The organism is Pseudoalteromonas sp. MMG033 (assembly GCF_057197785.1).
The window spans coordinates 4,854,202-4,879,973 of sequence record NZ_CM170070.1; the positions used below are offsets into that span (position 1 = coordinate 4,854,202).

The following is a 25,772-nucleotide window of genomic DNA, read 5'->3' on the forward strand; positions in this document are numbered from 1 at the left end:
GGTTACGACTGCTCCGCAATAATTCTTTGTACGGGCTTAAAGCTCTTGCGATGATGTGGCGTGATACCATGCTGAGCAAGTGCCTCAAAATGCGCTTTGGTTGGGTAACCTTTATGACCTGCAAAGCCAAACTGAGGATACTGCGCATCTAACTCAATCATTTCATTGTCACGGGTAACTTTAGCTAAAATCGACGCCGCACTGATCTCTTCCACTAAGCTATCCCCTTTCACAACCGCCTGTGCCGGAATACTAATATCCGGTACACGATTACCATCAATAAATACAAATTCAGCAGGAATTGAGAGACCTTCAACGGCACGCTTCATAGCCAGCATAGTGGCATGCAAAATATTCAGCTCATCGATTTCATCTACCGTGGCACGAGCAATGCAGTAACACAGGGCTTTTTCTTTAATTTCTTCCGCCAGCGCATTGCGCTTTTTCTCTGACAGTTTTTTTGAGTCTGTTAAACCTGCTATTGGCTTGCTGGGATCTAAAATCACTGCAGCCGTTACGACGTCACCCACCAAGGGTCCACGACCAACCTCATCTACACCTGCAATGTAGTTAACTTTAGGGCGTTCAATTTGCATCTATCACCTCCGCAACAGCAATTGCTGCCTGTTCACTGGCATTTAAGCGAATACCTTTATGAATTTCGTAAAAACGTTCTATGAGTGCGGAGTTATCTCCTCTTAGCAAGGGGAGCAATGCATCCGTCAACGCATCTGGATTACAATCTTCTTGCAAAAACTCAGCTACAAGCGGCGCATCAGCAAGTAAATTTGGCAATGAAAAGTGTTTGATGTTGAAAGTAAAAAACGTGCTAAATATTTTATAGCTCAAGGTTTTTAAGCGATATCCCACAACCATTGGTTTTTTATATAACATCGCTTCTAACGTCGCCGTACCTGAGGCTAGCAATACAGCATCTGACGCTGTCATTGCCAATGAAGACTGGCCATCTAATATAATCGGACGAAGATCTGGCGCCACTTTGTTTAAAATTTGTGAGAACTGCTTTTTACGCTTTTCATTGACCAAAGGTACAACAATTTTGAGATCTGGCATTTTATCTACTAATTGCCTAGCAGTTTGCAAGTAAGTTTCACTTAGCAACCCAACTTCAGATCCTCTGCTGCCTGGCAACAAGGCCAAAACCGTATCTGACTCTTTTAAACCAATCTCTTGTCGCGCAGCCAAGGTATCTGACTCTAACGGTATTTCGTCTGCAAGCGTATGACCTACAAAAGTACAGGGTACATCATACTTATCGTAAAAAGCTTTTTCGAAAGGCAGCAAAGATAACACCAAATTTGTCGCCTCTGCGATGGTATGAATACGCTTTGGTCGCCACGCCCAAACAGATGGGCTTACATATTGAATTGTCTTAATACCAGCCGCTTTCAACGGTTTTTCAACACGTAAATTGAAGTCTGGTGCATCAACACCAATAAACACATCAGGTGGATTTTGAATAAAATAATTGACTAATTCTTTTCGGATTTTAAGTAAGCGAGGAAGTCGACCTAGCACTTCCACAAGGCCCATCACAGCAAGCTCTTCCATATCAAAAAGGCTTTTACACCCTTGGGCTTGCATTTTAGGGCCTGCAATGCCAACAAACTGTGCATTTGGAAAGCGCTTTTTCAGTGCTTTAATAAGACCTGCGCCAAGAATGTCACCAGATAGCTCACCTGCAACAATCCCGACAGTAATTGATTTTTCGTTTGCCATTTTTGTTCTTCTAGAAAATAAAAAAACGCCATACTAAGTATGGCGTTATTATATCAGAACCCGCTCTTTGTTATTCGATAAATTACGATAAGGCGACAAAGAGCCAGATTAAGTTAGCGTACCAGTCCACGCTCCGACGTTGCGATAAAATCAAGCATCTGCTGAACAGCTGGGAACTGTTGCGCTTCCTCTTGTAAAGCTGCAATCGCTTCATCTAATTTTAGGCCTTTACGGAAGAGCGTTTTGTAAGCTCTGCGTGTTGCCATAATTTCATCAGATTCAAAACCGCGACGTTTCAGACCTTCGGTGTTAATTGCAACAGGTCGAGCAGGCGTACCTGTCGTAGTTACAAACGGCGGTACATCTTGATTCACACCAGAGTACATACCTACAAACGCATGTGAACCGACTTTACAAAACTGATGTACGCCTGAGTTACCCGCTAAGATAACCCAATCGCCGATATGAACATGCCCAGCAACACTCGCATTGTTAGCAAAAATAACATTGCTGCCAATCACAGCATCGTGCGCTACGTGTGTGTAAGCCATAAATAAGTTATTACTACCAATTATGGTAACGCCTTGATCTTGAATTGTACCACGGTGGATCGTCGCACACTCTCTGATCACATTATTGTCACCAATAATCAGTTTCGTTGGTTCATCCTTGTACTTTTTATCTTGGCAGGCCTCGCCCACAGACGCGAACTGAAAAATGTGATTACCAGAGCCTATTTCACTTGGCCCTTTGATAACAACATGAGATTCAATTTTACAATCGTCCCCAATAACCACATCGTTACCGATATAACTGTATGGTCCGACTGAGACGTTATTTCCTAATTTAGCGCCTGGCTCAATAATTGCGGTAGGATGGATCACGCTTAAAACTCTCTTCTAGCACACATTATTTCTGCACTACACACAACATTGCCGTCTACTTTCGCTTCAGCTGAAAACTTCCAGATATTGCGACGCTCTTTAACAAACTGCACGTGTAAATGCATCGTATCGCCAGGGACAACTGGCTGCTTAAATCTTGCATTGTCAATGGCTGCAAACAAGTATAGCTCATTGTCACTGCGATTCTCGACAGTTTTAAAGCCGAGCAGACCTGTCGCCTGTGCCATTGCTTCTAAAATCATTACACCAGGAAAAATAGGCTGGTCTGGGAAATGACCTGTAAAGATAGGCTCATTTGCCGTCACATTCTTCACTGCATGCAAATACTCTCCAGGCTTGTGATCGATTACTTTATCGACAAGCAACATAGGGTAACGATGAGGAAGTAACTTCAAGATCTCTTGAATATCAAAGCTGTTTAATTCGTTGGCCAAAATAGTACCTTTTATTTATCCGTATGTTGTAACTGCTCGGTAAGATTTTCAAGCGCTTTAATGCGCGCTTTAAAATCAGAAAGATTGCGCAAGTGAGCGATATTCTTACGCCACTCTTTATTTGTTGTGTGAGGCATCCCTGATGAATAGATACCAGGCTTAGAGATGCCCTTAGTAACCATGCTCATACCAGTAATGACAACGCCATCACACACTTCATTGTGGCCATTTACCGCCACCATGCCACCGATTTGGCAGTACTTTCCAATTTTTACACTGCCCGCAAGTACACTGCACCCTGCAATAGCGGTGCCGTAACCAATTTCAACGTTATGCGCAATTTGAATTTGGTTATCTAAAATGACATTATCATGGATTATGGTGTTATCTATTGCACCTCGGTCGATAGACGTACATGCACCTACTTCAACTCGATTTCCAATAATCACAGTGCCGATCTGCGGAATTTTAACCCACTCGCCCGACTCGTTAGCATAACCAAAGCCATCACTGCCAATTACACTGCCTGACTGAAACAAGCAATGTTCACCAATTTCAACTTCGTGATAAATTGTCACATTAGCCCAGAGCTTAGTGCCTGCACCAATACGTGCGTGTTTACCAATAAAGCACCCAGCGCCAATTTCAACATTGTCACCAATCACTGCACCGGCTTCGATAACCGCATTGGCTCCAACTTTGACGTTTTGACCTAAAGATGCGTTTTCATCGACAACGGCAGTGCTATGCACTGAGTTTGCTGCAGCGGGTGTTGTATCCATATATTGTGCAAGTTTTGCATATGCCACATATGGATTATCACAAATTAATTTGTTACCAGAAAAATAATCCGCATCGTCTGCAGATAAGATAACAGCGCCAGCATGAGTAGACTCAAGCTGGCTGCGGTATTTTTTATTTGCCAAAAACGCGACTTCTTGTTCATTCGCATTTAATAAAGTGGCAATTTTAACAATTGGCTGTTCTGGGTTCCCTTCAAGGGTTGCACCTAAGTGATCAGCCAATTGCGACAACGTATAGTGTTTAGTCATTACTTTTTGCTAACTGCTTCAACAATATCATCCGACAGATCGCTAACTTTATCAGGGTTGAAGTAGATTGTCGTTTCTTTTAATCTAACTTCGTCAAACTTTCCTTTTTTGGCAACATTTTCAATTGCATCTAGGATCATTTTTTGTACTTTTGCTAATTCTTGATTCTGGCGCTGCTTGATTTCCTGCTCAAGAGGACGACCTTTCTCAGCAAGCGTTTTTTGCATGCCTTGAATCTTTTCACGCAATTGCGTTTTTTGCTCTTCGCTCATAGTGGCACTTTCGCGTTTGAACTTTTCAGCTTCAAAACGGATGTCACCTTGTAGTTTTTCAAGTTCTTGGCGACGCTCTGAGAATTCACTTTTTAAAGTTTGCTCAATTTTAGCCATTTGTGGCAATTGAGAATAAACAGTCTGCATATCAACGATACCCACTTTGTGCGCAAATGCGTTGATAGAGTTACCCATTAATAAAGCTGCTAGGATACCCATAGCAGAGGTTTTAAAAATCTTTTTCACAATAAACTCCTTAGAATGTATTACTGATGTTGAAGCTGATGTTCTTAGTATCATCGTCATCTTCTTTTTTCAGCGGATACGCAAAACTAATTAACATTGGTCCCATCGGTGATATCCATTGAATAGACATACCCGTAGAAACCCTAAAACGACTTGGGTCAGAGAAATCTGAAAGTTGTTTGTATTGATACTCTGGTAAGTTTGAATAACGATCTACGTCGAATTCAGTATCCCAAACGTTTGCCGCGTCGACGAAGAAGCTAGTACGCACTGAACTCGTATTCTCTTCATCTAAAAATGGCGTCGGTACTATCATTTCAGCACCAAACACAGCCTTGGCATTACCACCAATTCGACCTCCAGTGATTATCTGGTCAAATGCTGGGTCGCCACTAATCGAACCACTTTCAGTACCATCAGGCAGCGATGGGCCAATGATAGATTGTGGCCTACGCTGAATAGCGAGTGGTAAGATAGTATTTCTTTCGAAGCCTCTTAGCTCCATTTCTGTAATACGGTAGAACTCTTGGAACGGCAATACTTGATCAAAACCGTTTTCTTCTCCATAACCATTACCATATGCAAGAGATGCACGTGTTGAGAATACCCAACGATGATCATTACTTACTGGCCAATAGAAACGAGAATCATAGCTCAACTTAAAGTAATTTAAGTCAGAATTAGGCGTCGTAATTGTAAAGTTTGCATTTTGACGCGAACCATCTGTTGGGAACATACCACGGTTAACAGTGATACGAGACCAACCAAGGCCTAATTCATACTTAGTAAAGTCATAGCCACCATCCGGATCATCTGGATCTTGGAAAGTTAGCCTTAATACTCGTGTCTGCTCGTAATCGGCGATGCGATCAAGCTCTTCTTCAATCCAACGGAAGCTGAAATTCAGTCGGTTAACTGGGTTGATTGGAATACCAAAATGAGTACCAATACCATAGCTTCGAGAATCGTAATCAATTAGACCTATCTCTGAACCATCAAACTTACTGAAGAAGATACTGCTACCTTGAGATATGCCATCAGGCGTAAAGTATGGGTTTGTGTAAGAAACACTATATCGTGTAGATGCCTTTGATGTATTGATATTGAATGCAACTTGGTCACCAGAGCCTAAGAAGTTTGACTCACTTACACCAACATTAAATTGCAGACCTGCATAAGAGCCGTATGCAACACCCGCTTGGAAGCTCCCCGCTGGTTGCTCTTTGACGTTAAAATCTACATCAACCTGATCGTCTACACCAGGAATTGGCTTCACTTCAAAGTCAACAGATTCCATGTAAGGTAAACGTTGAATTTGCAGCTTAGAGCGCTCAAGGCTTTGGTTTGACAACCAAGCGCCTTCTAACTGAGTCATCTCTCTTCGAACAACATGATCTGCTGTACTTTGGTTTCCGTTAACTAAAATACGACGTACATAAACACGTTGACCAGGGTCAACAGAAAGCGTTAAGTGCACTTCTTTGTTTTCGTCGTCAATATCAGGAATAGTACGAACCTCAGCATTCGCATAACCAAAGCGTGCTAAATAGCTTTTGATAAACTCTTCAGATGACGTTACAAGTGACCCGTTATATAGCTCACCTGACTTCAACGGGATCACACTTCTAATTAGCTCTTCACGGCCAAGTAAATCACCGATGAAGTCAAACCCTTTAACTGTGTATTTTTCACCTTCCGAAATATTTGCAGTTACATATACTGACTCTCGTTCAGGACTAACCGATACCTGAGTTGAATCGATATTGAAGCGCAAGTAGCCTCTATCCAAATAATAACTTCGGATTTTCTCTAAATCACCTTCAATTGTTTGTTTTTGATAACGGTCACTTGATAAGAACTTCCACCAAGGCAAATCTTGTTGTGACTCAACTAGACGCAATAATTGCTCGTCAGAAAATAACTCATTACCAACGAGGTTGATCTGTCGAACAGAAGCTGCGTCGCCTTCATCAAAGTCAAATTTAAGCTTTACTCGGTTACGCGGTAACTCAACAATACTCACTTCAATTTTGGCATTATATTTACCGATACTGTGAAAGAACTCGATAAGTCCCTTTTCAACACCATCAATGACGGTTCTATCCAGCGTTTCGCCAGTTCGAATGTCTTTGCCATCTAAGCTTTCTTGTAACTGCTCATCTTTAATATCTTTATTGCCATCAAACTCAATTGAAGCAATCGTGGCACGCTCTTTTACTTTAAAAACAATCTGATTGCCATCTCTGTAGGCAGAAATATCGTCAAAATGACCTGACGAGAATAATGCCTTGATGGTTTTAGAGACCGTGTAGTTGTCAACTTCATCGCCAACGTTAATTGGAATATGAGTCAAGGCTGCACCCAGTGCAACACGTTGTAACCCTTCAACTTTTAAATCTTCTACGATAAAGGAGTTTTGCCCTAAAGCGGCAAAACTAGCGCCAAGTAAACTCGTTACAGCTAAATGTTTTTTTATAGGCATTTTTTTATCTTTATCCTTTACAGCTTACGGCGAACAAAGCGCCACGTGCGCTATCACCCTTATTTTAAGAGCCTAGAGCCTCGATACATCATTAAACAATGCAAAACAGGTCAGTGCTAACAGCATCATGGCTCCCAGCTTATAACCTAACTCTTGTGTCTTTTCAGAGACCGGTTTTTTTCGAATTAGTTCAATTAAGTAATACATCAAATGCCCACCATCCAACATGGGCAGTGGTAAAAGGTTGAAAACCCCCAAGTTGACGCTAATAAGAGCTAGAAAGCTCAAAAAGGCAACTAATCCATAACTAACACTGTCTCCAGCCCCTACAGCAATTCCTACCGGCCCACTGATATTTTTTACAGAGACTTGCCCCGTTATCAGGTTGCCAATCATTTCGAAGCTCAATTTGGTAAGAGCATAGGTTTTCTGAACGCCAAGCAAGATACTATCGAATACACCATACTGTCTAGTCTCAATGTACCCTTCAGGCCAACTTTTCTGCCTCGGCACAACCCCTAAATACCCTATCTCTATTCCCTGAGCAGTTTCACGTACATCTGGTGTTATATTTAAGGAAATTTCACTGCCATCCCTTAACACCGTCAATGTGCTTTGCTTATTCGGAGAACGTTGTACAAGTTCAACAAATTGTGTCCAAGTAGAAATAGACTCTTTATTGAAGGAGACGATGACATCACCTGCTTTAACATTCGCGCGCTCTGCTGCAGAACCTTCCGCGACGATTGCAAGTTCAGTTGTGATATTAGGTCGGTACGGCGTAATACCAATGGAAGTTAAAGGCGCAACATCACGTTTATCCAGTTTCCAGCCATCAACATCTAAGATGCGAATTGCGATTTGCCCATTAGCATCTGTTACTTTGATCTCTAACCTTTGCTCGCCCAATCCTGACATCACAGCAAAATTCACTTCTTGCCAAGAGGACACATCCTCATTCCCTATACGCTTTAACAAATCACCTGACTGAACGCCGGCACGCTCAGCAATTGAGTTAGGTGTAATGGTACCCACAACAGGTTTAACGTTTTGAACACCAACAACATACATAATAGCCAGAGCAAAGACAGCGAATATAAAGTTTGCAAGTGGCCCTGCAGCAGCAACCGCCATACGTGCATAAACTGATTTGCTATCGAGCGTATTAGCTCTATCTTGCTCGGGAACTTCATCCACTCTCGAGTCAAGCATTCTGACATAACCACCGAGTGGGATAGCGGAAATCGCATACTCGGTACCAAGCTTGTCATACCAAGTGAAAAGAGGCTTACCAAACCCGATAGAGAAACGCAGTACTTTCACACCTGCTTTTCTGGCAACCCAAAAGTGTCCATATTCATGTACCGCGACAAGTATACTCAACGCGACGACAAACGACCCAAGATTCCAGAAAAAGTCAAACATTAGCGTGCCTGCCCTGCTATAAGCTCATTTGCAACTCGGCGAGCTTGTTGATCCATATCCATGATTTCGTCCAGTGTTGTTAGCTCTCCTAACGCACTGGCTGTAAGCACTTGCTCATTGATTTTATAAATATCCATAAAGCCAACCTTTCCTTGTAAGAACGCAGCAACGGATACTTCATTAGCCGCATTGAGCGTCGTTGTCGCAGCTTGTCCTAATCGACATGCTTCGATGGCAAGGTGTAAATTAGGGTAACGGTTATAATCTGGCTCAGTGAACGTAAAGTCTTTCATAATAGAAAAATCAAGCGGTTTAACGCCTGCATCAATACGTTCGGGATAAGCCAACCCATAGGCAATCGGGGTTCTCATGTCAGGCTGCCCCATTTGAGCAATAACCGAGCCATCTTGATATTGAACCATCGAGTGGATCATGCTTTGCGGATGAATAACAACTTCTATGTCATCAGGTTGACAGTCAAACAACCATTTGGCTTCTATAAATTCAAGCCCTTTGTTCATCATTGTTGCAGAATCAACAGAGATTTTCTGCCCCATTGACCAGTTTGGATGTGCGACAGCTTCAGCGACAGTAACTTGAGATAAGGTGTTGATGTCACGATTGAGAAAAGGGCCGCCAGAGCCTGTCAGCAGTATTTTATGAATACCAAGAGGTGAAAAGTCTGTCGTTATGCCCTGCTGCATATCACGAGGCATACATTGGAAAATCGCATTGTGCTCACTGTCGATGGGTAACAAAGTTGCGCCATGTTTTTTAACCTTGTCCATGAATAATTTACCAGACATGACCAAAGACTCTTTGTTGGCAAGCAGGACTTTTTTACCTGCTTCCACTGCCGCAAGCGTTGGCAAGAGACCTGCGGCACCTACGATAGCTGACATTACAATATCAACATCATCGTGTGAGGCAACGTCACACATAGCTTGAGTGCCACTTAGCACTTCGGTCTTAAATCCGCTTAAACGTGCTCTGAGCGACTGCGCAGCTGACTCATCGTTCATCACAACGTATGTCGGTCTATGTGTTACGATTTGTTGATATACAACATCAACGTTTTTTCCTGCGACCAAAGCAAATACACTGTATCTCGATTGATTGCGACCAATAACATCTAATGTCGAAGTACCGATAGAGCCGCTTGAGCCCAATATAACAACTTGTTCTGGTTGCAGCGTAACTATGCTCATAGTGTCACCGTCCAAGCATAAAAGAGCGCAAACATAGGTGCTGCTGCCGTCAGGCTATCAATTCTATCTAAGATACCACCATGGCCCGGCAAACAACTGCCCGAGTCTTTTAATCCTGCTTCGCGTTTAAACATACTTTCAAGTAAATCGCCAATGGCTGAGAATAACGCAATCACGACAGTCAGTAAGCCATATAGTAGCCAGTGTTTGAAATCAACCTCAGAACAATAACAAAAAATCATGACAAATATGACCGCAGTAACCAGACCGCCAATTAAGCCTTCAATGGTTTTATTCGGGCTCACATTTGGCATTAGCTTTCTCTTGCCGAGGTTTTTACCCGCAAAGTAAGCGCCTATATCAGCACTCCATACGATACCTAAGACCACCATGATCAACACAGAACCAAATTGTTCAGATGCTTGATAATCTGCACTTCTCAAAACGTTTAACGCAAGCCACAGTGGCACCAAAGTCAAAAAGCCGGCAACAGCAGGCAATACATAACCTTGGCTCCAAGATTTAGCCATCTTCGGATAACGAACAACTAACAGGGTTGCGACAATCCACCACGCGGCAGCCAAAGTAAATAAGTAATTTGCATCCGCCACCAGTTTTCCAGACTGCCAAAGGTTTTCAATTGGCCAGTGGAAATGCAAAGTAGCGATTAGGGCCCCTGTTAACGCGACATATGGCAATCTATGTAACGGTTTGGTTATCCCCATTAGAGATGCCCACTCCCATGCACCAAGTAGCACAATAGAAGCCGCAATAATACTAAAGAGATTTAGAGGCGTATAAAATACTAAAATCAGCGCCAGCGGTGCAAGCACAGCTGACGTCATAATACGTTGTTTTAACAAACTGAATACCTTTAACTTGTTGTATTGCTCTCGGCGAGTAGTTGTTGTATTTGTTCACCTGTGCAACCAAAGCGCCTCTCTCTAGAAATATAGCAAGCGATTGCTTCTGAGAAAGCCTCTTCGTTAAAATCAGGCCAAAGAGTTTCTGTGAAATATAACTCAGCATAAGCAGCTTGCCATAGCAAGAAGTTACTGATCCGATAATCACCGCCTGTACGTATTAGTAAATCAAGCGGACTCTGCTCAGCCATTGACATGTTATTTGTCAATGCGTTTTCGGTAATATCAGTCACGTCTAATTCGCCAGTTTTTACTTTTTCTGCGAGTGTCTGAGCGGCATTAACAATGTCCCAGCGACCACCATAGTTTGCAGCAACATTTAACTGCAACCCAGTATTTTGGCCAGTCAAAGCATGCGCGTCATGCACTTTATCCTGCAAACTTGTTGGAAACTTTGATATATCACCAATGATGTTTAATTTGACATTATTTTTATGTAACTTTTTTACTTCTTTACTCAAGACGAAAAGGAACAATTCCATCAGAGTACTTACTTCGTCTTCAGGTCTACGCCAGTTTTCACTGCTAAAAGCAAATAGTGTAAGTGATTCAATACCTAATTTTGAGCAAAACTGTACCGCGCTGCGAACAGAGTCGACACCTTTTTTATGACCATAAGCTCTCGGGCGCTTGCGGGCTTGAGCCCAGCGTCCGTTGCCATCCATAATTATGGCAACATGCTTAGGTAGTGATTGTTGAGAAATCGCGTCAGCGTTTAAAACCATAGTACTATTTTAAATAAAAAAAACGCCGCCTAGTATAGCGCAGTCATCGCTGCAAACCTAATAAAATTCTTTATCTTCAAACTTGAGACAAAGTGTTCAATTTTCACACTGGGTTTTAAAATGTGTGTAAATACAGCAAACTACAACCTATAAATTGCATTTAGTTGGGCTGAAAACAGCAAAAAGCCGCAACAATGCGGCTTTTTGGTCAAAAAACAGGTCAATAGAAAATTAAATTTCCATTAACTCTGCTTCTTTTGCACTCAACTGAGTATCCATTTCTTTGATGTGTGCATCAGTGATCTTTTGGATTTGATCTTCTGCTTGACGCGCTTCATCTTCAGAAATGTCTTTGTCTTTTAATAGTGCTTTGATGTCACCGTTCGCATCACGACGAATGTTACGAACTGCAACACGACCGCCTTCCACTTCACCACGTACGATTTTAATTAAATCTTTACGACGTTCTTCAGTTAGTGGAGGTAGAGGTACGCGAATAACAGTGCCAGCTGACATTGGGTTCAGACCTAAATCTGAAGCCATAATCGCTTTTTCTACAGCTTGCGCTAATGATTTATCAAACACATTAATAGCAAGTGTACGTGAATCTTCTACAGTTACGTTCGCAACCTGGTTCAATGGCGTATCAGCACCGTAGTAAGATACTGAAATGCCATCTAGTAATGCAGGGTGTGCACGGCCTGTACGAATTTTAGAAAGTTGGCTAGCAAGTGCTGCCACACTTTTTTTCATGCGCTCTTGAGCGTCTTTTTGGATATCATTAATCACAGTTGCAATCCTATTTTTACTGTTCCAGTCTCAGCTAAAACATGTTAGCAGGCTGGGTTATTCTATAAGAATGGGGCCTCAAGCCCCATTCTCAATTGCTATTTATTCTGCTGCTTTTTTTGACGTGATCAAGGTGCCTTCGTCTTCACCCATGATAACACGCTTTAATGCACCTGGTTTGTTCATGTTAAATACGCTCAAAGGCATATTGTGGTCACGGGCCAGAGTGAATGCAGCTAAATCCATTACTTTTAATTCTTTATCAATAATTTCGTCATGAGTAAGCTGACTGTACAAAGTTGCTTCTGGGTTTTTAACAGGATCATCACTGTAAACACCATCTACTTTTGTTGCTTTGATCACTGTGTCAGCTTCGATTTCAATGCCGCGTAAACACGCTGCTGAATCGGTTGTAAAGAATGGATTACCAGTACCTGCTGAAAAGATAACAACACGGCCTGATTTTAACAAGCTAATTGCCTCAGCCCAATTATAGGCATCACACACGCCGTTAAGTGGAATAGCTGACATCAAACGGGCATTTACGAATGCTCTGTGAAGTGCATCACGCATTGCCAAACCATTCATCACTGTCGCCAACATACCCATGTGATCACCAACAACACGGTTCATACCCGCTTCAGCTAATGAGCCACCACGTAAAAAGTTACCGCCGCCGATAACCAAACCCACTTCTACGTCGAGTTCTACAAGCTCTTTGATCTCTTGCGCCATACGATCCAATACTTTTGGATCGATACCAAAGCCTTCATCTCCCATTAAAGCTTCACCGCTTAATTTAAGAAGAACGCGTCTAAAAACAGGTTTTCGATTGATAGTCATAATTTCCGGGCCAAGTTAAAATTGAGACAAAAAATAACCGCGCTTATGATAGACATAAATGCGCGGTTATTTTAGAGAATTTTCTTCATTGACGCAAAAGCAAATCAACACTTTTATGTCAATAAGATTATTCTATTGCGATTATTCGCCTTTTGCAGCTGCGATTTGAGCAGCAACTTCAGCAGCGAAGTCTTCTTCTTTCTTCTCGATACCTTCACCTACTTCTAGGCGAATGAATGAAGAAACTGTAGCGCCTTTCTCTTTAAGGTACTCACCAACAGACTTCTTAGGCTCCATGATGAAAGCTTGACCAGTAAGAGAGATCTCACCAGTGAACTTCTTCATACGACCAACAACCATTTTTTCTGCGATTTCAGCAGGCTTGCCTTCGTTCATAGCGATTTCAACTTGAACCGCTTTTTCTTTTTCAACAACGTCAGCTGGTACGTCTTCTGGCTTCAGGAAGTCAGGCTTAGAAGCAGCAACGTGCATTGCAACGTGCTTAAGTGTTTCTTCGTCAGCATCACCAGTTACAACAACACCGATACGGTCGCCGTGACGGTATGCAGATAGCTTGTCACCATCGATGTACTCAACGCGACGAACGTTGATGTTTTCACCGATTTTAGCAACTAGTGCAACACGAGTTTCTTCGAACTTAGCTTGAAGGTCAGCAATTGTTGCTTTAGTAGCAACAGCGTCGTCAAGAACAGTGTTAGCAAAACCTAGGAAGTTTTCGTCTTTAGCAACGAAGTCAGTTTGACAGTTAACTTCAAGAAGTGCAGCGAAACCTTCGCCTTGCTTGATAAGGATTGTACCTTCAGCAGCGATGTTACCCGCTTTCTTAGCAGCTTTAGCAGCACCACTCTTACGCATGTTCTCGATCGCTAGATCGATGTCACCGTTAGTTTCAGTTAGTGCTTTTTTACAATCCATCATGCCAGCGCCAGTACGCTCGCGAAGTTCTTTAACTAGGGCAGCAGTTACAGCCATTAGAATATCCTCAATTCTGAATTCGGTTTTTTGATAAGCGAATTACCGCTTGTAAAGAATATCAAGTCTTCATCACAATTGGATGAAGACTTGATGACAGCTAATTACTCAGCTTCTACGAAATCGTCGTTTTCTGCTTGAGCAACGATGTTGCTTTCACGACCTTCAGTGATAGCAGTTGCAACAGCGTTAGTGTAAAGCTGGATTGCACGGATCGCATCGTCGTTACCTGGGATGATGAAATCAACACCATCTGGGTTTGAGTTAGTATCAACAACAGATACTACTGGAATACCTAGGTTGTTAGCTTCGCGGATTGCGATGTGCTCGTGGTCAGCATCGATTACGAAGATAGCGTCAGGTAGACCGCCCATATCTTTGATACCGCCAAGGCTCTTCTCAAGCTTTTCCATTTCACGCGTTTTCATTAGCGCTTCTTTCTTAGTAAGCTTCTCGAAAGTACCGTCTTGGCTTTGTGCTTCAAGGTCTTTAAGACGCTTGATTGATTGACGAACTGTTTTCCAGTTAGTCAACATACCACCTAACCAACGGTGATTTACGTAGAACTGCTCACTTGAGATAGCTGCTTCTTTAACTGCTTCACCAGCTGCGCGCTTAGTACCAACGAAAAGGATTTTACCTTTGTTAGATGCAACGTTTGATAAAAACTTAAGTGCATCGTTGAAAAGTGGAACTGTCTTTTCTAGGTTGATGATGTGAACGCGGTTACGTGCACCGAAGATGAACGGCTTCATCTTAGGGTTCCAGTAACGTGCTTGGTGACCGAAGTGAACACCAGCTTGAAGCATATCGCGCATTGAAACGTTTGCCATTGTATTTTCCTCTATTTAGTAGGGTTAGGCCTCCACATATCCCATAGCACCAACATGCTTATTGCGTATCATTTGTCGATACAAACATGCACCCAAGTGTATGTGTCGATATGTGTGTGTGTTAAAATTAAATTTTGTGTGTCTTAAGTACAAACAACCATCAAGATCAAATCGAGAAGATTTATTTGTAAAAAGACGGCGCGCTTTATACCATATAAAATAAATTAACTCAATGATGAGGCCAAAATTTGCTCGTCATTGCTTTGTGAAAAATATGACTTGGAGTCTCAATGAGTGCAGTGATTAAAACCCCTGAAGAAATCGAAAAAATGCGTGTTGCCGGTAGGTTAGCGGCTGAAGTATTAGAAATGATCGAAGAGTATGTGAAGCCTGGGGTTACCACAGACGAATTAAATACAATTTGTCACAATTACATTGTGGATGTGCAAGGCTGCATCCCTGCGCCGCTCAATTATCATGGATTTCCAAAATCAATTTGTACATCTGTTAACCATGTTATCTGTCATGGTATCCCGAATGAGAAACCACTCAAAGAAGGTGACATCGTTAATATCGACGTGACAGTTATCAAAGACGGTTACCATGGCGATACATCAAAAATGTTCTACGTCGGCACACCGAGCATACAAGGCAAGCGCTTAAGTGAAATCACCCAAGAATCTCTTTACCTTGCCATCAAGATGGTGAAACCGGGTGTGCGTCTTGGTGATATTGGCGCAGCTATTCAAAAGTTTGCGGAAGGCTTCAATTACTCAATCGTACGTGAATACTGTGGTCACGGCATCGGTGCACAATTCCACGAAGAACCACAAGTTATGCACTATGGCAAACCTGGCACTGGTGAAACATTAAAAGCAGGTATGTGCTTGACTATTGAGCCAATGGTTAACGCAGGCAAACGCCAATGTAAACTACTCAAAGATGACTGGACTGTTGTCACTAAAGATCGCAGCTTATCTGCACAGTGGGAACACACACTGCTGGTCACGGACAAGGGTGTTGAAATCCTTACACACCGTAAAGACGACACGATTGACCGCGTGATTGAACACGCTTAAACCAAAATTCGCTGCTTGTGACTGCAAGCAGCGCCGCTCTTGGGTTTAATCAAATTGGTTCAGTATTAGGTAAAAAATACCCAATTAAGCTATCAATCCTATAAAACCCGTAAAAAACGCATCTTTGCCGCTTCAAGTCATGCCAATATACAAGTAAACTGATTTCATCTTGTGTTCCAAGGATCTCTCGTGGCGTTACCAAATAAAGTAAAGTTGTTGCTTGACCAAGCCGAACAACTTGATGATTACAAAGGCTGTATGACCTACTTTTACAAGTGGCTCAATAATCAATTTTCCAAGCAACCAGTCAGACTGCTGATCAAGGCACGCTCTGAATTTATTGATACCTTATTAAAAAAGCTATTTGTTCAAACCGGCCTCTCAGAATTTTCTCAATTGGCCCTCATTGGTATCGGCGGATATGGACGTGGTGAATTACACCCATTTTCTGACATCGATTTTATGCTCCTAACAGATGGGGAACCCTGCGATGAGCTTCGCAGCGCCTTAGAGATCTTTGTTACCTACTTGTGGGATTTAAACTTAGACATCGGTCATAGTGTCCGTACCCATGAGCAAGTTCTTGAACAAAAACGTAAAGATGTTCACTTCACAACAAGTTTATTAGAAAGCCGCTTAATTTGCGGTAATCTCGTTGAATTCGAGAGACTTAAAAGCCATATTGTTAAAACCCCGATTTGGCGCTCCGATGATTTCTTTATTGCTAAGGTTAAAGAGCAAAAGTTAAGACGCAAAAAGTGCCATGGTACTGCCTACAATCTGGAACCAAATATAAAAGAAAACCCTGGTGGATTAAGAGACTTACAAACCATTTTTTGGGTTGCTAAAAAGCACTTCCATGCTGAAACATTAGAAGAGCTAATTGGTCATGGTTATTTGACTCATGAAGAATACCAAGAGCTCATGGAGTGCTTGGAAAACCTCTGGAATATTCGCTTTGCACTGCACCTTGCGGCTGGACGTTGTGAAAACCGTCTGCTATTTGACTATCAACCACATGCTGCTGAATTGCTTGGGTTTGGCTCTGAGGGTAAACCATCAGTTGAGCGCATGATGAAGCGTTTGTTCAGGATCATGAGTCGCGTCCGAGAGATGAACCAGATGCTGCTCGCCTACTTTGAGCAAAGTATACTTCCAGATCATGATGCACATGTTGTCACCCCCTTAGATGCGCATTTTGAACGCATCGGTAATAAAATCCGAGTAAAAGATCCCTCCGCGTTCTTTTTACGAGAAAACCTTTTAGTCCTTTTTGAGCACATCGCTGACAATACTGACATTACAGATATTGATCCAAATACCATACGTTCGGTCAGACAGGTGCGCAGACGTTTATTGGGTGACCTTCAAGACTACGCCGCATGTCGTGACGCATTTATGCGCTTGCTCAAGCATCCAAATGGCATGGGTAGAGCATTCACGCTGATGCACAAACATGGCATTATCGCAGCGTATTTGCCGCAGTGGCGAAGTATATTCGGACAAATGCAGTTTGACTTATTTCACGCGTATACGGTGGATGAACACACTCATAAGCTAATTAACAATATCCACAAATATCGCGACAAGCAGCTTAGTAAAGATTTCCCTATCTGCGCAGAGATCGTGACACGAATGGATAAACCCGAGTTATTGTATCTGGCCGGAATTTTCCACGATATTGCCAAAGGGCGTGGCGGAGATCACTCAGAGCTGGGCGCAGTGGATGCCACTGCATTTGCTAGCATGCATAAACTAACGCCTTCAGATGCCAAGCTTGTAGCTTGGCTAGTTGAGCACCATTTACTCATGTCAGTAACGGCACAGCGAAAAGACATTAATGACCCTGATGTGATCAATGAATTTGCCTCAAAAGTTAAAAACGAACGCCAACTTGATTATCTCTACTGTTTAACAGTGGCAGATATCCGTGCGACCAATGACAACTTATGGAATGATTGGAAAAACACTTTATTACGTGAGCTCTATTTGCATGCGCAGCGCGCATTGAGGTTGGGCCTTGAACACCCGATGGATATGCGTGATCAGATCCGTGATAAAAAAGCGCAAGCCATGGAAAGGTTGATTGAAATCGGATTCGATGAAGAAAGTGTCGCACAGCTTTGGGCACGCTTTAAACCGAACTATTTTACCGGCTTCAGTGAAGAACAGATCTCATGGCAGAGTGAATACCTACTATCATTAGGAAATGAGACAAAATCAGGTGTTGCTGTATCAGAAAAGCCGATGCACGGTGGTACACAAGTATTTGTATACGCGCCCTATGAAGCAAGCTTGTTTGCCAAACTTGTATCCGTTATTGGTAGTAAAAAAGCACAGATTCAGCATGCTCAGGTCATGACAACCAAAGATGACTATGTGGTATTTAGTTTTGTTATCTTAGAAGTTAACGGCGATGCCATTAGCGGGAGCCGAGCGAAGACCTTGCGTAGAGGACTCGATAGCATCTTGATCGATCCGAAGAAAAAAATACGCTTGAAGAAAAACCGCTCACAGCGATTTAAAGATTTTAATATCAAACCAAAAGTGATTGTCCGTCCACATGCACGTGACGATAGAAACCTCGTCGAAATTCAAGCCGTGGATATTCAGGGCCTATTAACCAAAATTGCGGAAGTATTACAGGTTCATAATCTACATATCCACGCAGCACGGATCACAACCGTTGGGGAACGTGCAGAAGACTTTTTCGTAGTCTCAAACGAACATTATTTAGCATTAAGTGAAGATGAAAAAACCGCTTTACATCATTCACTAATGAAAAAATTAAACGCCGAATCTGAATAAAAGAGGAAACTATGTCGGATTTAAAAAGCATTATTGAACAAGCGTGGGAAAACCGCGATAACATTACACCATCTGCTGTTGCACCTGAAGTTAAAAGCGCAATAATTGACTCTCTAGAGTTACTTGATAAAGGCGCAGCACGCGTTGCTGAGAAAGTCAGTGGTGAGTGGGTTGTGCACCAATGGTTAAAAAAGGCGGTATTACTGTCTTTTAGAATTCGTGACAACCAACCAATGAATGATGGTGTAAACCAGTTTTACGACAAAGTACCACTGAAGTTTAGCGATTACACGCCGGAGCAATTCCAACAAGGCGGCATGCGTGTTGTACCAAATGCTGTTGCTCGTCAAGGCAGCTTTGTTGGTAAAAACGTTGTACTGATGCCTTCATACGTTAACATTGGTGCATATGTTGATGATGGCACTATGGTTGATACATGGGCTACTGTAGGCTCGTGTGCGCAAATTGGTAAAAATGTACACCTGTCTGGTGGTGTTGGCATTGGCGGTGTTTTAGAGCCTCTACAAGCTAATCCTACCATCATTGAAGACAACTGCTTTATCGGCGCGCGTTCAGAAATCGTAGAAGGTGTGATTGTTGAAGAAGGCGCTGTTATTTCAATGGGTGTTTATATTTCTCAAAGCACACGTATTTATGACAGAGAAACTGGTGAAATTCACTATGGTCGTGTGCCAGCTGGTTCTGTGGTTGTGCCAGGTTCACTACCTAGTAAAGACGGCACCCACAGTCTTTATGCCGCTATCATCGTGAAAAAAGTAGACAAGCAAACACGCGAAAAAGTCGGTGTTAATGCCCTACTTCGCTCTGTGCAAGACTAACTCATACCGAGCCGTGCGCAACTTAGCTGCACGGCTTCTTTTCAATTCAAGTTCGATTCATTATTTTCAACCCTGTCAATCTGTGATTAAAATAACGACACACCCAAACATGGAAAGACATAATGATAACAATATTCCGCAAGTACCTTCTTTGCATATTCACCTTATTTTTAGCTGGATGTGCCAATACAACAACCGTTCACATTTACGCTAAATACATCCCAGATGAATCTCGTATTCAATTAAAACAAGCATTAGAAGAAAATGGTTTCAACGTCGAGACCAATACTCTCGATTTCCCAACCAGCATTTCCCAAAATACAATGCTTCATTCGCTCATGCTGCAAGACCCAAATGCAGTAGAAACTGCCAAACAAACGGCCAACAAAAATGGTTTTAGGATCTCTGATATTCAAGCACTAAAAGAAGGTAACCACTGGTACACCAAAAACGCCATTGCAATTTACCCCTTTCCAAAAGATAAACAAAATAGTCCGCTCCTTAAAGCAGACTTAGCACAGCATTTTAAAACCGCCTCATGTGACAGCGAATATAAGCTCAAGCTCCATAAAAATGGGGCCTATGAGATCTCAGGTGAGAATGTTTCAGAAGAAAATAAAGGATTATTAAAAGGTACTTGGCACTATGTGCAATATCCATATATGGAGCTAAGACCATACAAAGGCATTAGCTGGAGCCGCTATTTTGAAATACATCAACTAGTCACTCAAGATCAAATCAGTGAAATTGAATTAATACGACTAAAACCGATTGAGAATCATCACGTGAGCCAGCATTGCGTATATGAATTTGGCACGCGACTTTGAGTTTACTTAGAAAACAAAAAAGGTGAGCCTAAGCTCACCTTTTACTTGTATCGCGACTGCCTGTTTACAGGCCGCGATTCATTTCGTCAAATTTAGCTTCTATCGTTTTTGAAGGCGGTGCCGTCATTAAGCTCACTGCCACAATTGCAATGGATGCTGCAATGAAACCAGGTACGATTTCATAAATGTATCCACTTGGGCTTTGACCTGCAATTGTGAATGGCGCATAGATCCATACAAGCACAGTAACTGCACCCACAACCATGCCAGCAAGCGCACCTGAGAAGTTCATGCGCTTCCAAAACAAGCTAAACAGTACCAGTGGCCCAAATGCAGCGCCAAAACCTGCCCACGCATTGCTCACTAAGCTTAAGATTGTGCTTTCTCTGTCGTGAGCAAGATAAATCGCTAACACAGAAACGGCTGCTACGCTGATACGACCTACCATAACTAGCTCTTTGTCTGTGGCATTCGGCTTGATAAATACCTTGTAAAAGTCTTCAGTTAAAGAACTTGAGCTCACCAATAGCTGTGATGAAATCGTGCTCATAATCGCCGCTAGAATAGCTGCCAGTAAGAAGCCTGCAATCAATGGGTGGAACAATAGTTCAGACAAGACAAGGAAAATAGTCTCAGCATCTTTAACAGCAATGTTGTTTTCATGTGCATAGGCTGCACCAAACAACCCTGTTGTGATAGCACCAACTGTGGCTACAATCATCCAGCTCATGCCAATATTTCTGGCTGTCGGCATATCTTTAACACTGCGTACCGACATAAAACGCACGATGATATGCGGTTGACCAAAATAACCTAAACCCCAAGACATTGCCGAGATAATGCCAATCACGCCACCAGCCCCTACCCAAGTGAGCATATCAACATCAGGGTTTAACTGGTTTATCTCATTCAATGTAGTGACTAACGGCTGCTCCAAAAGGCTAAAGGTCACAAAAGGGACTAAAACAAGGGCAATAAACATGATGCAACCTTGTACAAAGTCAGTCAGGCTCACAGCTAAGAAGCCGCCAAACAGCGTGTAAAGTACAACCACACCAGTTGTTACATACAAGCCCGTTTCATAGCTCATACCAAATGAGTTTTCAAATAATTTGCCGCCAGCTACAACGCCAGAAGAGGTGTATAAAGTGAAGAACACGATAATAACAATGGCAGAAACAATACGCAGTGCGTTACTGTTGTCTTCAAAGCGATTTGCAAAGTAATCTGGAATCGTGATCGCATCGTTGGCGACCTCGGTGTAGACACGTAGTCTTGGTGCGACAAGCAAATAGTTTAAGAATGCACCAATTACCAAACCCACCGCAATCCAAGTGCTGCTGAACCCTGTTAAAAACATTGCGCCAGGCAATCCCATTAAGATCCAACCACTCATATCTGATGCACCAGCTGAAAGCGCTGCAACGCTAGGTGGTAGATTACGACCCCCTAACATGTATCCAGATACATCATCGGTAGATTTACGATAGGCATAAAGGCCAATAGCTAACATTGCAACAAAATACAAAGCCAGCGATATCATTGTGCCAATTTCCAAAATGACCTCCGTTAAAAAGAGCTTCTCTCCGAATAACAGTAAACTTACTCCCTAACTGATATTGGAACAAAAGCCAAAAACAAAGGCGCACTATATCACGCCTCCTCTTTACCCCCAAGCAAGTCTACGCAAATAGCTGTTATTGCACATTTCACACTCTAAAATATTACCCTTTAGTACCAAAATACTAAGAAAGTGTAAATTTAATAATGAAATACGCTTTATATTGCCTTATATTGAAGTGAAATGAAGTAACGATTGGGTGTCTTGTTCCATGTATTTTTATGCCGCTAGGCAACCTATTTTAAATATAAATAAAGAAGTCGTCGGCTATGAACTGCTGTTTCGTGATGGCGTAGATAACGTGTTTCCTAATATTGATGACGTAGAGGCAACATCAAAATTAATAGAGGGAAGCCAGTTCAACTTCGGTTTAGAAGATCTGACCGACTCCAAGCCTGCATATATCAACTTTACACTTGAAACAATTATAAAAGGCTACCCCACCATGATGGGGCGCGACCAACTAATTGTTGAGATTTTAGAAACAGTGCAGCCTGGTAAGCGCCTACTGGCCGCAGTGCAAGATCTCAAAGAAAAAGGCTATAAGCTAGTGTTAGATGACTACAAGCATCAAAAAGTTTGGCGTCATTTTTATCCCTATATAGATCAAATCAAAGTGGATATGTTGGTCACCAGTGTTGATGAAATTCGTGAGCTCAAAGAGGCCATAGCGCCACATAAACATATTGAGCTCGTTGCTGAGAAAGTAGAAACTTACGAACAATATCAACTCGCCCTTGAATTGGGTTTTACACTTTTTCAAGGATTTTTCTTTGCCAAGCCAGAGATGGTGCAAACCAAAGCATTGCCGCCCTCTGAAATGGCATTGGCTGAGCTTTTATACGAAACATCCAGTGTCGATGTCGATTTAAAACGCATCACACAAGTGTTCGAGCGTGATGTAAACCTAAGCTACAAATTACTGCGTTACTCAAATTCAGCCGCCTTCAAACGCAGAGCTGAGATATCCACAATCAAGCAAGCATTGGTTGTACTCGGTAATCAAGAACTGAAGAAGTTTCTCTCTTTATTATTCGCCTCTCAGGTTGCCTCAGATAAGCCCATGGAGCTTATTCGACTTTCCCTAACACGGGCAAGATTTTGTGAGCTGCTCGCAATCAAACACAACCAAATACGCGATACCGGTATGGCGTTTTTGACCGGTATGATGTCCTTAATGGATGCCATCTTAGATGAAACCATGGACAGTGTGATGCAAAAGCTCCCTTTAACCATCGATATTAAAGACGCTTTACTACAAGGAGAAGGCATGCTTGCGCAATACCTAAGCCTTGTCATGGCATACGAAAAAGCAAATTGGTCTGACGCTTCTCAATTGACTGAACAGTTAAACCTGCAAACTCAGTCTTTGCCCGAGTTATACTCCGAAGCTCTCCAGTGGTGCGACCAACAAGTGGAAGCCATGGGCATTTAACCCATGTTTTCACAACTTCAATCAGCGGTGATGTCTTACATCATCGCTTTGAAACTCAAGATTTTTGAGCTGAATCAATTTTTCCAAGCTTTGTAACCGAGTGCGACATTTTGTCACATCCCAACCTGTTCCCACATCAGTAAAATACGCCTCAGAATAAACTATTGGCAATCAAATCAACTGCCTTACTAAAAAGTTATGTTGATATACAACTCTGAGGATATCCATGAAAAAGCGTCTGATCTGTACCGCGATAACCGCATCCATAGCTTGGCAAGGACAAGCACAATCTGAACAAACGATGGAACACATCGAAGTCATTGCCCCAATGCATAGCCCACTCGATATCAAAACAGATCCCAAAGCCACAAGGCAACCTCTACCTGCGCAAGATGGCGCAGATCTGCTCTCTAGCATTGCGGGTTTTTCACTGGTCAAAAAAGGTGGCGCAAGTAGCGACCCTGTTTTCAGAGGCATGGCGGGTTCTCGTATTAACATTATCACCGATGGCGGCGTCACATTAGGTGGCTGTGGCGGTCGTATGGATCCGCCAACTGCCTACATTACACCGCAGACTTATGACACTTTAACCGTCATTAAAGGACCGCAAACCGTTTTATATGGTCCAGGTAATAGTGCGGCAACTGTCGTCTTTGAACGTGAATCAGAGCGTCTGCTTGAGCGCGGCACAACAGGTTTTGTTAACACGACACTGGGTGACTTTGGAAAACGCGTTATAAACAGTGATATCAAAACTGGCACTCAAGATTACTTCGCGAGAGTTGCCGCCAGTTACAGTGAAGCTGACGATTACCAAGATGGCGACGGCACCAGTATTCATTCAGCATATGAAAAATGGAATTTGGATACACAATTTGCATACACGCCAGATGATACAAGCTTATATAGTTTAAGCCTTGGCCGCAGTGATGGTGAAGTAGCGTATGCCGACAGAATGATGGACGGTAGTCTCTTTGATAGAACGCAAGTGGCTTTGCAAATGTCAAAAAGCGAGCTGAGCGGTTTTGTAACGAGCATCGAAGCCAATGTGTTTTACAACAACATAGATCACATCATGGACAATCACAGTTTGCGCCAATTTATGCCAAATATGATGATGAAAACGCCTGTGTCCTCTAACCCTGACAGAAGAACTTTTGGTGGTAAAGTCTTACTCAATTCAGAGCTCAATGACAAAACTGCTCTGGCTTACGGATTAGATCATCAGCAAAACCGCCACCGTATTCGAATTGGCCGCGATCTCGAAAATACCCCCGTCGAATCATTGACTCGTCAAGAGACAGCAGAATTCGAGCAAACCGGTTTATTTGCCGAAGTTGAATATAGCCTAAGTCAAAACAGCCAGTGGGTTAGTGGCTTAAGAGTTGACGATTGGCAAGCCACAGATAGACGCCAAACTCGCACTGTGATGATGAAAGTTGTACCTAACCCAACAGCAGATGTTACACGCGATGATACCCTAATCAGCGGTTTTACACGTTATCAAGCGCAAACAGAAAACAGCAGTTATTATATTGGTGTTGGACGCACAGAGCGGTTCCCTGATTACTGGGAAGTAATGGGCGGCGGCCGTGGTGCTGTTGATAGTCCAAGTGCATTTCTCGTAGACCATGAAACAACAAATCAGTTAGATATAGGTTGGCTTGGTCAGTCGAGTGCTTTTACTAATTCAGTCTCTGTATTTTTCAACCGTATCGATAATTACCTCCTTACTGATAACCTGTATGAAAAAATGGGCATGGCCAGTAAAGTGACTCGCAATATTGATGCACAAACCTATGGTTTCGAGGCAGAGAGCCGTTACAACATCAATAAAAACCTCATGGCAACAGCGAGCATAAACTATGTCAAAGGCGAAAATCGTACTGACAATATAGCCCTTGCCCAACAACCTCCTTTGCAGCTTCGCTTTGCGCTTAGCTATACCAAAGAAAAATGGCAATTTGGCGGTTTATGGCGCGTAGTCCAAGGTCAACATCGAGTCGCGATAGGCCAAGGTAATATTGCTGGCCAAGACATATCTCAAAGCGACGGCTTTGGCACATTGGCGCTCAACACGTCTTATTCACAATCAGATGATTTGGTCTTTAACTTGGGTCTTGACAATGTATTCGATCAAACCTACGCAGAGCATTTAAGCCGCTCTGGCACAATGGTAAGCGGATACTCACAAACTAGTAAAGTAAATGAAGCTGGTCGAACGGTGTGGCTAAATATGAACTGGAAGTTTTAGGCCACTCATATAAAAGTAAAAAAGCCAGCATATGCTGGC

General features: G+C 42.6%; 22 protein-coding genes. 6 read left to right on the forward strand and 16 right to left on the reverse strand.

Features of this window, described 5'->3' with window-relative positions; all coding sequences use genetic code 11:
• Positions 1 to 2: 2 nt before the first annotated feature.
• The 15 genes from rnhB to rpsB all read right to left on the reverse strand — a co-directional run bounded on the left by rnhB (position 3) and on the right by rpsB (position 14,870).
• A complete protein-coding gene (gene rnhB / locus AC2CZC_RS21020; protein ID WP_484583293.1) occupies positions 3 to 596 on the reverse strand; it encodes a ribonuclease HII in 594 nt (197 codons plus the stop codon).
• Positions 586 to 1,740, reverse strand: coding sequence for a lipid-A-disaccharide synthase (gene lpxB / locus AC2CZC_RS21025; protein WP_484583294.1), 1,155 nt, complete (start codon positions 1,738 to 1,740; stop codon positions 586 to 588). The genes rnhB and lpxB overlap by 11 nt, the downstream gene beginning before the upstream one ends.
• A 113-nt stretch (positions 1,741 to 1,853) precedes the next feature.
• Positions 1,854 to 2,624, reverse strand: coding sequence for an acyl-ACP--UDP-N-acetylglucosamine O-acyltransferase (gene lpxA / locus AC2CZC_RS21030; protein WP_484583295.1), 771 nt, complete (start codon positions 2,622 to 2,624; stop codon positions 1,854 to 1,856).
• Positions 2,625 to 2,626: 2 nt separating this feature from the next.
• A complete protein-coding gene (gene fabZ / locus AC2CZC_RS21035; protein ID WP_063362931.1) occupies positions 2,627 to 3,079 on the reverse strand; it encodes a 3-hydroxyacyl-ACP dehydratase FabZ in 453 nt (150 codons plus the stop codon).
• Positions 3,080 to 3,090: 11 nt separating this feature from the next.
• On the reverse strand, positions 3,091 to 4,131 hold the full coding sequence (lpxD, locus tag AC2CZC_RS21040) for a UDP-3-O-(3-hydroxymyristoyl)glucosamine N-acyltransferase (RefSeq protein WP_484583296.1): 1,041 nt from the start codon (positions 4,129 to 4,131) through the stop codon (positions 3,091 to 3,093).
• On the reverse strand, positions 4,131 to 4,649 hold the full coding sequence (locus AC2CZC_RS21045) for an OmpH/Skp family outer membrane protein (RefSeq protein WP_063362929.1): 519 nt from the start codon (positions 4,647 to 4,649) through the stop codon (positions 4,131 to 4,133). The genes lpxD and AC2CZC_RS21045 overlap by 1 nt, the downstream gene beginning before the upstream one ends.
• Before the next feature lie 10 nt (positions 4,650 to 4,659).
• A complete protein-coding gene (bamA, locus tag AC2CZC_RS21050; RefSeq protein ID WP_484583297.1) occupies positions 4,660 to 7,131 on the reverse strand; it encodes an outer membrane protein assembly factor BamA in 2,472 nt (823 codons plus the stop codon).
• 72 nt (positions 7,132 to 7,203) lie between these two features.
• On the reverse strand, positions 7,204 to 8,556 hold the full coding sequence (gene rseP / locus AC2CZC_RS21055; RefSeq protein ID WP_484583298.1) for a sigma E protease regulator RseP: 1,353 nt from the start codon (positions 8,554 to 8,556) through the stop codon (positions 7,204 to 7,206).
• A complete protein-coding gene (gene ispC / locus AC2CZC_RS21060) occupies positions 8,556 to 9,764 on the reverse strand; it encodes a 1-deoxy-D-xylulose-5-phosphate reductoisomerase (RefSeq protein ID WP_484583299.1) in 1,209 nt (402 codons plus the stop codon). Before ispC ends, rseP begins: the two co-directional genes overlap by 1 nt.
• Positions 9,761 to 10,627, reverse strand: a complete 867-nt coding sequence (locus AC2CZC_RS21065; RefSeq protein ID WP_484583300.1) for a phosphatidate cytidylyltransferase — start codon at positions 10,625 to 10,627, stop codon at positions 9,761 to 9,763. The genes ispC and AC2CZC_RS21065 overlap by 4 nt, the downstream gene beginning before the upstream one ends.
• An 11-nt stretch (positions 10,628 to 10,638) precedes the next feature.
• Positions 10,639 to 11,412, reverse strand: a complete 774-nt coding sequence (gene uppS, locus AC2CZC_RS21070; RefSeq protein ID WP_484583301.1) for an undecaprenyl pyrophosphate synthase — start codon at positions 11,410 to 11,412, stop codon at positions 10,639 to 10,641.
• A 231-nt stretch (positions 11,413 to 11,643) separates the two neighbouring features.
• Positions 11,644 to 12,201 carry a ribosome recycling factor gene (gene frr / locus AC2CZC_RS21075; RefSeq protein WP_063362923.1) on the reverse strand — a complete coding sequence of 186 codons (558 nt, stop codon included), beginning with the start codon at positions 12,199 to 12,201 and terminating at the stop codon, positions 11,644 to 11,646.
• Positions 12,202 to 12,303: 102 nt separating this feature from the next.
• Positions 12,304 to 13,044, reverse strand: a complete 741-nt coding sequence (pyrH, locus tag AC2CZC_RS21080) for a UMP kinase (RefSeq protein ID WP_023401852.1) — start codon at positions 13,042 to 13,044, stop codon at positions 12,304 to 12,306.
• A gap of 141 nt (positions 13,045 to 13,185) precedes the next feature.
• Positions 13,186 to 14,037, reverse strand: coding sequence for a translation elongation factor Ts (gene tsf, locus AC2CZC_RS21085; protein ID WP_046355137.1), 852 nt, complete (start codon positions 14,035 to 14,037; stop codon positions 13,186 to 13,188).
• Between the two features lie 104 nt (positions 14,038 to 14,141).
• Positions 14,142 to 14,870, reverse strand: a complete 729-nt coding sequence (gene rpsB, locus AC2CZC_RS21090; protein WP_063362921.1) for a 30S ribosomal protein S2 — start codon at positions 14,868 to 14,870, stop codon at positions 14,142 to 14,144.
• 290 nt (positions 14,871 to 15,160) lie between these two features.
• Between rpsB and map the strand changes: the two genes are divergently transcribed.
• From map to AC2CZC_RS21110, 4 genes are all read left to right on the forward strand, one after another.
• Positions 15,161 to 15,949 carry a type I methionyl aminopeptidase gene (gene map / locus AC2CZC_RS21095; protein ID WP_484583302.1) on the forward strand — a complete coding sequence of 263 codons (789 nt, stop codon included), beginning with the start codon at positions 15,161 to 15,163 and terminating at the stop codon, positions 15,947 to 15,949.
• Between the two features lie 189 nt (positions 15,950 to 16,138).
• Complete coding sequence (gene glnD / locus AC2CZC_RS21100; RefSeq protein WP_484583303.1) at positions 16,139 to 18,757, forward strand: [protein-PII] uridylyltransferase; 2,619 nt, start codon at positions 16,139 to 16,141, stop codon at positions 18,755 to 18,757.
• 11 nt (positions 18,758 to 18,768) lie between these two features.
• Positions 18,769 to 19,596, forward strand: coding sequence for a 2,3,4,5-tetrahydropyridine-2,6-dicarboxylate N-succinyltransferase (gene dapD, locus AC2CZC_RS21105; RefSeq protein WP_063362918.1), 828 nt, complete (start codon positions 18,769 to 18,771; stop codon positions 19,594 to 19,596).
• A 122-nt stretch (positions 19,597 to 19,718) separates the two neighbouring features.
• Positions 19,719 to 20,423, forward strand: a complete 705-nt coding sequence (locus AC2CZC_RS21110; RefSeq protein WP_484583304.1) for a hypothetical protein — start codon at positions 19,719 to 19,721, stop codon at positions 20,421 to 20,423.
• A gap of 64 nt (positions 20,424 to 20,487) precedes the next feature.
• Here the strand turns inward: AC2CZC_RS21110 and putP are convergent, their stop codons facing one another.
• A complete protein-coding gene (gene putP / locus AC2CZC_RS21115) occupies positions 20,488 to 21,981 on the reverse strand; it encodes a sodium/proline symporter PutP (RefSeq protein ID WP_484583305.1) in 1,494 nt (497 codons plus the stop codon).
• A 274-nt stretch (positions 21,982 to 22,255) separates the two neighbouring features.
• On the opposite strand from putP, the gene AC2CZC_RS21120 reads away from it, so the two are divergent.
• Entirely contained in the window at positions 22,256 to 23,479 is a 1,224-nt protein-coding gene (locus tag AC2CZC_RS21120) for an EAL and HDOD domain-containing protein (RefSeq protein ID WP_484583306.1), read from the forward strand.
• Positions 23,480 to 23,705: 226 nt separating this feature from the next.
• Positions 23,706 to 25,733 (forward strand): TonB-dependent copper receptor, encoded by a 2,028-nt coding sequence (locus tag AC2CZC_RS21125; RefSeq protein WP_484583307.1) that lies wholly within the window; start codon positions 23,706 to 23,708, stop codon positions 25,731 to 25,733.
• Positions 25,734 to 25,772: the final 39 nt, after the last annotated feature.

Excerpts from the sequence above, each read along its gene's own strand:
- rnhB (WP_484583293.1), bottom strand. The coding sequence starts at position 596 with ATGCAAATTGAACGCCCTAAAGTTAACTACATTGCAGGTGTAGATGAG.
- lpxB (WP_484583294.1), bottom strand. The coding sequence starts at position 1,740 with ATGGCAAACGAAAAATCAATTACTGTCGGGATTGTTGCAGGTGAGCTA.
- lpxD (WP_484583296.1), bottom strand. The coding sequence starts at position 4,131 with ATGACTAAACACTATACGTTGTCGCAATTGGCTGATCACTTAGGTGCA.
- bamA (WP_484583297.1), bottom strand. The coding sequence starts at position 7,131 with ATGCCTATAAAAAAACATTTAGCTGTAACGAGTTTACTTGGCGCTAGT.
- rseP (WP_484583298.1), bottom strand. The coding sequence starts at position 8,556 with ATGTTTGACTTTTTCTGGAATCTTGGGTCGTTTGTCGTCGCGTTGAGT.
- ispC (WP_484583299.1), bottom strand. The coding sequence starts at position 9,764 with ATGAGCATAGTTACGCTGCAACCAGAACAAGTTGTTATATTGGGCTCA.
- uppS (WP_484583301.1), bottom strand. The coding sequence starts at position 11,412 with ATGGTTTTAAACGCTGACGCGATTTCTCAACAATCACTACCTAAGCAT.
- pyrH (WP_023401852.1), bottom strand. The coding sequence starts at position 13,044 with ATGACTATCAATCGAAAACCTGTTTTTAGACGCGTTCTTCTTAAATTA.
- tsf (WP_046355137.1), bottom strand. The coding sequence starts at position 14,037 with ATGGCTGTAACTGCTGCCCTAGTTAAAGAACTTCGCGAGCGTACTGGC.
- rpsB (WP_063362921.1), bottom strand. The coding sequence starts at position 14,870 with ATGGCAAACGTTTCAATGCGCGATATGCTTCAAGCTGGTGTTCACTTC.
- map (WP_484583302.1), top strand. The coding sequence starts at position 15,161 with ATGAGTGCAGTGATTAAAACCCCTGAAGAAATCGAAAAAATGCGTGTT.
- dapD (WP_063362918.1), top strand. The coding sequence starts at position 18,769 with ATGTCGGATTTAAAAAGCATTATTGAACAAGCGTGGGAAAACCGCGAT.
- AC2CZC_RS21110 (WP_484583304.1), top strand. The coding sequence starts at position 19,719 with ATGATAACAATATTCCGCAAGTACCTTCTTTGCATATTCACCTTATTT.
- AC2CZC_RS21120 (WP_484583306.1), top strand. The coding sequence starts at position 22,256 with ATGTATTTTTATGCCGCTAGGCAACCTATTTTAAATATAAATAAAGAA.
- AC2CZC_RS21125 (WP_484583307.1), top strand. The coding sequence starts at position 23,706 with ATGAAAAAGCGTCTGATCTGTACCGCGATAACCGCATCCATAGCTTGG.